The sequence below is a fragment of the Streptomyces beijiangensis genome (assembly GCF_017315755.1).
GTDB classification, from domain to species: domain Bacteria; phylum Actinomycetota; class Actinomycetes; order Streptomycetales; family Streptomycetaceae; genus Streptomyces; species Streptomyces beijiangensis.
Map to the genome: position 1 here is coordinate 1 of NZ_JAFLRJ010000446.1, position 8,249 is coordinate 8,249.

Consider the following 8,249-nt stretch of genomic DNA (forward strand, 5'->3'; position numbering starts at 1 on the left):
GGCGGCGGGCCTGTTCCCGCTCTCCGTCGGCACCCAGACCGTCGGCTCGATGATCCGCCCGGGCGCGTACTGCGGGGTGGTCGCCTTCAAGCCGACGTACGGCCGCATCCCGATCGACGGGGTGATCGCGAACGCCCCGAGCTTCGACACGCTGGGCCTGTACGCACCGACCGTGGCAGACCTGCTGCCGGCGGCCTCGGTGGTCTGCGACGACTGGACGCCATCGGACGCCGGCGACCTGCCGGTCCTGGGCATCCCGACCGGCCCCTACCTCGACCGGGCCGAACCCGAGGCGCTCAAGTCCTTCACCGCCCACGCGGAAGAGCTGGAACGCGCGGGCTTCACGGTCCGCCGGATCCCCGTCATGCAGGACTTCGACCGCACGGTGTCCCAGCTCTTCACGATGAACCGCTACGAACTCGCCCGGACGCACGCCGCCTGGTTCGCGGAGTACGGCAAGCTCTACCGCCGCGAGACGCGCCAGGCCATCCGCGAGGGCCACGCGATCACCCACGCGGACTATGTCGAGGCGCAGGGCGCCCGCGAATCGTTCCGTACGCGGATGGCCGCCGCCATGGAGCCGATCGACCTCTGGATCACACCGGCGGCGACGGGCCCGGCGCCCAAGGGCCTGACCACCACCGGCAGCTCCGTCATGTGCCTCCCGTGGAGCAACATCGGCCTGCCCTCGCTCACGGTCCCGGCGGGCCGGGCGGCGAACGGCCTGCCCCTGGGCCTCCAGTGCGTGGCTCCGGCGGGCCAGGACGAACAGCTCCTCGACTGGGCGGCATGGATCGAGGCGGCGCTCGTCTAGGGCGTGTCACCCGGGCCGGACCACCGAGATCAGCTCATGCATGTACCGCTTGGTGATCCGGCCCCCGTACCGCGTGTCGATCAGCTCACCGATGCCGGAGAGCAGCCCCTCGCGCCGCCAGGGCACGAGGGCCCGATGCCCGGAGTAGGTCAGCAGGACGTCGAGGTACTCCGCGCTGGTGTACGTGATCTCCTGCGTGTACTTCCGCGCCACGACCGGCCCGAACCCCACGTCGGTGTCCACCACGGCCGCGTCCCGCAGCCGGATCCCGGGCGGCGTGGCCGGGTCCCAGCGCTCGTAGATCTCCTGCACCCCGGCGAAGAACTCCTCGCTGCCGCCCGCCACATGGTGCGTGGTGACGACGGCGAAGACCCCGCCGGGACGCAGCGCCTCGATCGGCTTCCGCACCCGTACCAGAGGATCGATCCAGTGGTAGGCGGTGGCGATCACGACCAGGTCGTACGGCTCCCCAGGCAGCGCCCACGTCTCGAAGTCCCCCACCTCGATGCGTACCCGCGGATAGGCCGCCAGATTGCGCCGCGCCACAGCGGCCATGGAGGGCCCCAGCTCCACCCCGGTGACATCGGCCCCGGTCCGCGCGAGCGGCAGGGTCAACTTCCCGGTCCCGGGAGCCACTTCCAGCACCCGACTGCCCACCCCGAGTCCGGCCCGCGCGACCAGATCCCCGACCAGGGCAGCCGGATACGCGGGCCGGACGCGGTCGTAGAGCTCGGCGTCCTCGTCGAAGATGTCACGCAGCATGCCGGCATCTTCCCAGCAGGTCGTCGCTCTCGTCGCGGGCCGCAGCATTGCCGGGACCCGCGTCGTACGGCACCATGCGCTGATGCGCTTCTCGGTGAACATTCCGAACTTCGGCGACTTCGCCGACCCCAGGACCGTGGCGAAAGTGGCCGTGGCAGCTGAACAGGCCGGGTGGGACGGGCTGTTCGTCTGGGATCACGTGCTGCATCGCACACATCAGGGCCGGCCCTTCGGCGACCCCTGGATGCTCCTGACCGCCGCCGCACTGGCCACCTCCCGGATCAGGCTGGGCACCCTGGTCACCCCTGTCGCCCGGCGGCGCCCGCAGCAGCTCGCCCGCCAGGTGGCCACCCTGGACGCCTTGAGCGGCGGCCGGGTCACCTTCGCCACCGGTCTTGGCGGGCCCGTCGAGGACGAGTACGCGAGTTTCGGCGAGGTCTCCGACCCCAAGGTGCTGGCCGCGCGGCTGGACGAGGGGCTCGACCTGCTGGAGCGCTACTGGTCGGGCAACCCGGTGAACCACGACGGGCCGCACTTCCAGGTACGGGACGTCACCCTGCTGCCCGCCACCGTGCAGCGCCCCCGGCCGCCCGTCTGGGTCGCCGGATTCTGGCCCAACCGGCCGCCCATGCGCCGGGCCGCCCGCTGGGACGGCGCGGTCCCGCTGTTCGCCGATGCCAAGCACGGACACATCCCGCCCCTCGGCCAGGTCCGCGATCTGGTCTCGTACGTTCGCGAGCAGCGAGAGCAGCGCGGGGCGCGGCCCGGGGACCCCTTCGAGATCGTCCTCGGCGGTGCCACGCCGGGCGACGACCCCGCCAAGACCCTCGATCTGATCGGCCCGTTGGCCGAGGCGGGCGCCACCTGGTGGGACGAGCGGCAGATCCAGACCGGCGAGGACCTCGACCGGCTCGCGCCGGTGCTGCGCCGCATCGAGCAGGGGCCGCCCGACGTGCGCTGAGCGACGAAAAACGGCCCGAGGGCGCCCCCGCTGCCTGCGCGGGGGCGCCCTCGGGCCGTACGTACAACTGCCGGACCGGGTCCGGATCAGCCCAGTCGGTGCATCCAGCCGTGCTTGTCCTCGCTCACACCGCGCTGGATGTCGAGGAGTGCCTCGCGGAGCTTGAGAGTGACCTCGCCCGGCTTGCCCTCGGACTGCTGCCACTCCGTGGACTTCGACTTGACCGTGCCGACCGGGGTGATCACCGCTGCCGTACCGCAGGCGAAGACCTCCGTGAGGGTGCCGTTCTCCGAGTCGCGGCGCCACTGGTCGATCGAGACGCGGGCCTCCTCCGACTCGTAACCCAGGTCGCGGGCGACCGAGAGGAGCGAGTCACGCGTGATGCCCGCAAGGAGCGAGCCCGTGAGGGTGGGGGTGACGATCTTGGGCTTTTGATCGGACGCAGCGCCGTACACGAAGTACAGGTTCATGCCGCCGAGCTCTTCGACCCACTTGTGCTCGACCGCGTCGAGGTAGGCGACCTGGTCGCAGCCCTTCGCGGCGGCTTCCGCCTGGGCGAGGAGGGAGGCCGCGTAGTTGCCGCCGGTCTTGGCGTCGCCGACGCCGCCGGGGACGGCGCGGACGCGGTCCTCGGAGAGCCAGATCGAGACCGGCTTCACGCCGCCCGCGAAGTACGCGCCGGCCGGGGAGGCGATCACGATGAAGAGGTACTCGTTGGCCGGCCTCACACCCAGGCCGATCTCCGTGGCGATCATGAAGGGGCGCAGGTAGAGGGACTCCTCGCCACCGTGGGACGGGACCCAGGCCTCGTCCTGCTGGACGAGGAGGTCGCACGCCTCGATGAACGTCTCGACCGGGAGCTCCGGCATGCCCAGGCGGCGGGCCGAGGACTGGAAGCGCTTGGCGTTCATCTCCGGGCGGAAAGTGGCCACCGTGCCGTCGGGCTGGCGGTACGCCTTGAGGCCCTCGAAGATCTCCTGCGCGTAGTGCAGGACGTTCGTCGCGGGGTCCATCGAGAGCGGTCCGTACGGGACGAGCTGGCCGTCGTGCCAGCCGCGGCCGTCCGTCCACTTGATGATCACCATATGGTCGGTGAAGTGGCGGCCGAATCCGGGGCTGGCCAGAATCGCCTCGCGGTCCGCGTCGGACAGCGGGCTGGAGGTCGGCTTGAGCTCGATCGTGGGCGTCGTCATGAGTCGTATGTCCTTCACCGGTGTGTTTGTGACGGACCGCGCTCACGTCGCTACCAGGACGTCCGAGCTTCCGCACGCACCACGGCCCACGTTCGATTATCGCTCGTGTCGGGCCGTGTACGAAACGGTGTGATTGCGGTCCAGGGTCGATGGTGGCACCCGGAGCGCGCAAAGCACAGCCGCCGGGTGTCTGGCGAGACCCGGCGGCTGTGTACTGGCTGTGATCAATCAGTCAGTCGGCGGGGCTCAGCTCGCTACTACTCGGGATACGAGCGCGTCGCCGATTTCGTCCGTCGTACGGGCGGTGGTGCCGCGCTCCGCGAGGTCGGCGGAGACGGCGGTCTCGATGCGGACCGCCTCGGTCTCGTAACCGAGGTGGCGCAGGAGCAGGGCGACGGAGAGGACCGTCGCCGAGGGGTCGGCCTTGCCCTGACCCGCGATGTCCGGGGCCGAGCCATGGACCGGCTCGAACATGGACGGGAAGTCACCGGAGGGGTTGATGTTCCCGGAGGCCGCGACGCCGATGCCGCCGGAGACAGCGGCCGCGAGGTCGGTGATGATGTCGCCGAAGAGGTTGTCGGTGACGATCACGTCGAAGCGGGCAGGGTCCGTGACGAGGTAGATCGTCGCGGCGTCCACGTGGATGTAGTCCGTGGTGACCTCGGGAAACTCCTTGGCCACGGTGTTGAAGACGTTCGTCCAGAGGTGGCCCGCGAAGGTGAGGACGTTGTTCTTGTGGACCAGCGTCAGCTTCTTGCGGGGGCGCGCCTGGGCGCGGGCGAAGGCGTCACGGACGACGCGCTCGACACCGAAGGCCGTGTTGACGGAGACCTCGGTGGCGACCTCGTGCGGGGTGCCCTTGCGGATGGTGCCGCCGTTGCCCGTGTACGGGCCCTCGGTTCCTTCGCGTACGACGACGAAGTCGATCTCCGGCTGGCCCGCGAGCGGCGTCGCCACACCCGGGAGCAGCTTGCTGGGGCGGAGGTTGACGTGGTGGTCGAAGGCGAAGCGGAGCTTCAGGAGGAAGCCGCGCTCCAGGACGCCGGAGGGCACCGAGGGGTCGCCGATCGCGCCGAGGAGGATCGCGTCGTGCGGCTTGAGAGCCGCGAGGTCGGCGTCGGTGAGGGTCTCACCGGTGGCGTGGTAGCGCTTGGCGCCGAAGTCGAAGTCGGTGGTCTCCAGCTTCACATCCTGCGGAAGGACGGCGGAGAGGACCTTGAGACCCTGGGCCACGACTTCCTGGCCGATGCCGTCACCGGGGATCACTGCGAGTTTAATGCTGCGAGACATGACGGCACTCTAATCTCTCGTCCCATGGGCTGACATCTTGCGTCCGCCATACGGACACATGGGGAGCTGTACGTGCCCCGTTCACCTAAGGGCCGACAAGACGTCAGGTGGACGGAGGAGATTTCCGGCCATGGACATCCCTCGCTTCGGTATACCCGAGAAGCTCGCCGACCGCATGAGCATGGCGGAGCAGCACGAGTACCTTCGCACCAAGCTCTCGCGGCGCGGCGCGCTGCGAACCGGCCTCGCCACGGCCGCAGTTGCCGGCGCCGGCGTCACCATGAGCGCCTCCACGGCCTCCGCCGCCCCCGCGCGCCTCCCTTCCAACTCCGCTTCCCATGTGGACGGTTCGCTGGTCGCGCCCTTCGGCCGGCACCTCGCGTACGGCGCGGACCCCAAGAGCCAGATGACGGTCTCCTGGCAGGTTCCCTTCGCGGTGAAGCGTCCGTACATCCGGATCGGGCGCACCCCCTGGGAGCTCAGCCGGAAGATCGACGCCGAGGTCAGGCACCTGACGACGCCGAGCCTGAACGGCGGGGCGATCGCCGCCGCCGAGCAGTACTACGTACACGCGGAGCTCAACCGGCTGCGGCCCGGCACGACGTACTACTACGGCGTCGGCCACGACGGCTTCGACCCGGCGAACCGCCAGAACCTGGGCTCGCTCGGTACGTTCACCACCGCGCCCGAGCGCGCCGGGTCCTTCACCTTCACCGCCTTCGGCGACCAGGGCGTGAGCTACCACGCGCTGGGCAACGACGCGCTGATCCTCGGCCAGAACCCGGCCTTCCACCTGCACGCGGGCGACATCTGCTACGCCGACCCTTCGGGCTCGGGGCAGGCCGGCGACGTGTACGACGCACGGACCTGGGACCAGTTCCTGGCGCAGACCGAGTCGGTCTCCAAGACGGTGCCGTGGATGGTGACCACCGGCAACCACGACATGGAGGCCTGGTACTCGCCGAACGGCTACGGCGGCCAGAACGCGCGCTGGACCCTGCCGGACAACGGGCCCGACCCGGTCAACCAGCCGGGCGTGTACTCGTTCGTGCACGGGAACGTGGGCGTCGTGGCGCTGGACGCCAATGACGTCTCGTACGAGATCCCCGCCAACTACGGGATCAGCGGCGGCAAGCAGACGAAGTGGCTGGACAAGCGGCTCGGCGAGCTGCGGGCCCGCCGCGACATCGACTTCATCGTCATCTTCTTCCACCACTGCGCGTTCTCGACGACCAACTCGCACGCCTCGGACGGCGGGGTGCGCGAGCAGTGGGTGCCGGTCTTCGAGAAGCACGAGGTCGACCTCGTCATCAACGGGCACAACCACGTCTACGAGCGCACGGACGCGGTGAAGGGCGGCGCGGTCGGCCGGACGATCCCGATCGGCGCGAAGACCGACCCGACGCGGGACGGGATCGTGTACGTGACGGCGGGCGGCGCGGGCAGGTCGCTGTACGACTTCCCGGCGCCGGACAGCTTCGAGGGTCACGTCAAGGACCAGGAGAGCGTGCCCACGTGGCACTCCGTGAAGGGCGGCGGCAAGGCCGTCGAGACCGTGGAGTGGTCGCGGGTGCGCTACACCGGGTACTCGTTCCTGGCGGTCGAGGTGACGGCCGGACACGATGCGCGGCTGAAGGTGAGCGCGCTCGCGGAGAGCGGCGCGCGCATCGACCACTTCGAGATCAAGCGCGGCAACTGACAGCACCGACGGGCATATCAAGCCCGTCCGGCGATTGAGGACAAGCGACCGAAGGTCGCTTACCGGGGGGCCCGGGCCGCAGGGCCCACCCCCCGGCTTCGGGGGCCGGGGCTAGTGCCCCGTAGCCCCACCGTTGTCACGGCGGTCAAGCGCCCGCTGAAGCGCGGCGGCGGCGTTCTTACGGTCGGACTCACTCGTGCGTGAGGCGTGACGGACGCGGCGGACAGTCGTCTCGGCCATGGTGATCGACTCCTTGAAATCACAGAGCGGATTCGAGGCGCCGGAAGAGGCGGGGAGCGGGTGCCGCAGGGGTTGCCTGCATCGGGGCACCGGCTCGCTGCCGCCATTCGCTGGGTCGAGCGAGACGTTCGGCTCCTACAAAGCTAAGTGAGGTCCGCCGGTCTGTCTCTACAAATACTCGGACTTCCTACTATCTGAGACGGCGATCATGCGGAGGCCGCCCTGAGCTCGCGGATCAGGGCCCTCACCACCTGCGTCCCGGCCAGCTCAGGAGTGGTGACATAGCCCACCGAACGCGTCGGCCGATCCGGACCCAGATCAGTGATCTCCACTCCGAGCGGTGCTCCGGCCAGGGAGAGCGCCGGCATGACCGCCATTCCGAAACCGCTGCTCACCAACGAGAGCACCGCTCCGTCGTCCTCCGCCTGCACCGTCGCACGCGGCAGCCACTCCTGGTCCGCCCACCAGTCCCTGGTGTACGAGGAGCAGCTCTCCGCCCAGTCGACGAGCGGCAGCGACCGCGGATCCGGATGCCCCACCGGATGGACCAGCGAGTACGGCTCCTCAAGGAGTACGGACCCGATCAGCGCCGGCGGCACCGGCGAGGACGTCCCCATCGTCGCGATCCCCACGTCCGCCCGGCCGTCCGCCACCTCCCCCGCCGTCCCACGCCCCAGCTCCCGCACCACCCGCACCTCGGGCACGATCCCCGGATGCCGGGCCGCGAGCCGCTCCAGTACGGGCGGCAGCAGATACAGCGTCGCGCTGCGGAACGCCGCGATCCGCAGCGATCCCGTCACCGTGCCCGAGGTGACCCCGCGCACCTCGGTCCCCATCGCCTCCAGAAGCCGCAGCACCCTGCGCGCATGGGCCACCGCCCGCTCCCCCGCCGGTGTGGGGCGGGCGCCCTGCCGACCGCGGTCGAAGAGGACGGCGCCGAGCTTGCGTTCGCTGGCACGCACCGAGTGCGAGACCGCCGACTGGGTCATGCCGAGCGCCGCGGCGGCCGCCGAGAAGCCTCGCTCGCGCTCGACAGCGACGAGTATCCGCAGCTCGTGCGGGGCCAGATCGACTGTGGTCGTGGCGGCCATACCGCGCTCACCTCGTTCTATGAGGAACATCGATGGATGGGGTGCGTTCCATCGATGGAACCCTCTGCCCGGCGCCAGGATTCCTTCCTACCGTCTGCGGCATGACGAACACCGCGATCACCCTCCACCAGACGGCCCGCCCCGACGGCTTCCCGACCCCTGACCTCTTCGCCTTCGCCGAGGGCCCTGGCCCCGAACC

7 protein-coding genes are annotated in these 8,249 nt (G+C 70.1%); 3 read left to right on the top strand and 4 right to left on the bottom strand.

Annotated features, from left to right (window positions below):
• Positions 1-814, top strand: an 814-nt coding sequence (locus J0695_RS34055; RefSeq protein ID WP_206968633.1) for an amidase family protein, incomplete at its 5' end; no start/stop codon positions are given.
• A gap of 6 nt (positions 815-820) precedes the next feature.
• Here the strand turns inward: J0695_RS34055 and J0695_RS34060 are convergent.
• Positions 821-1,576, bottom strand: coding sequence for a class I SAM-dependent methyltransferase (locus J0695_RS34060; protein WP_206968634.1), 756 nt, complete (start codon positions 1,574-1,576; stop codon positions 821-823).
• 82 nt (positions 1,577-1,658) lie between these two features.
• On the opposite strand from J0695_RS34060, the gene J0695_RS34065 reads away from it, so the two are divergent.
• Positions 1,659-2,537 carry an LLM class flavin-dependent oxidoreductase gene (locus J0695_RS34065; RefSeq protein WP_206968639.1) on the top strand — a complete coding sequence of 293 codons (879 nt, stop codon included), beginning with the start codon at positions 1,659-1,661 and terminating at the stop codon, positions 2,535-2,537.
• Between the two features lie 86 nt (positions 2,538-2,623).
• Here J0695_RS34065 and J0695_RS34070 read toward each other — a convergent pair whose 3' ends face one another.
• Together J0695_RS34070 and J0695_RS34075 are read right to left on the bottom strand one after the other, a co-directional pair.
• Positions 2,624-3,730, bottom strand: coding sequence for a branched-chain amino acid aminotransferase (locus J0695_RS34070; protein WP_206968635.1), 1,107 nt, complete (start codon positions 3,728-3,730; stop codon positions 2,624-2,626).
• A 246-nt stretch (positions 3,731-3,976) separates the two neighbouring features.
• The gene (locus J0695_RS34075) at positions 3,977-5,020 is read right to left on the bottom strand and encodes a 3-isopropylmalate dehydrogenase (RefSeq protein ID WP_206968636.1); all 1,044 of its coding nucleotides are present in this window, start codon (positions 5,018-5,020) and stop codon (positions 3,977-3,979) included.
• Between the two features lie 130 nt (positions 5,021-5,150).
• On the opposite strand from J0695_RS34075, the gene J0695_RS34080 reads away from it, so the two are divergent.
• Positions 5,151-6,719, top strand: a complete 1,569-nt coding sequence (locus tag J0695_RS34080; RefSeq protein ID WP_206968637.1) for a purple acid phosphatase family protein — start codon at positions 5,151-5,153, stop codon at positions 6,717-6,719.
• Between the two features lie 446 nt (positions 6,720-7,165).
• On the opposite strand, the gene J0695_RS34085 is transcribed toward J0695_RS34080, so the two are convergent.
• Positions 7,166-8,050: a LysR family transcriptional regulator gene (locus J0695_RS34085; protein WP_206968638.1), complete on the bottom strand. Its 885-nt coding sequence runs from the start codon at positions 8,048-8,050 to the stop codon at positions 7,166-7,168.
• Positions 8,051-8,249: the final 199 nt, after the last annotated feature.

Bases quoted from the DNA above. Each gene is read 5' to 3' on its own strand.
- J0695_RS34060 (WP_206968634.1), bottom strand. From the start codon at position 1,576: ATGCTGCGTGACATCTTCGACGAGGACGCCGAGCTCTACGACCGCGTC.
- J0695_RS34065 (WP_206968639.1), top strand. From the start codon at position 1,659: ATGCGCTTCTCGGTGAACATTCCGAACTTCGGCGACTTCGCCGACCCC.
- J0695_RS34070 (WP_206968635.1), bottom strand. From the start codon at position 3,730: ATGACGACGCCCACGATCGAGCTCAAGCCGACCTCCAGCCCGCTGTCC.
- J0695_RS34075 (WP_206968636.1), bottom strand. From the start codon at position 5,020: ATGTCTCGCAGCATTAAACTCGCAGTGATCCCCGGTGACGGCATCGGC.
- J0695_RS34080 (WP_206968637.1), top strand. From the start codon at position 5,151: ATGGACATCCCTCGCTTCGGTATACCCGAGAAGCTCGCCGACCGCATG.
- J0695_RS34085 (WP_206968638.1), bottom strand. From the start codon at position 8,050: ATGGCCGCCACGACCACAGTCGATCTGGCCCCGCACGAGCTGCGGATA.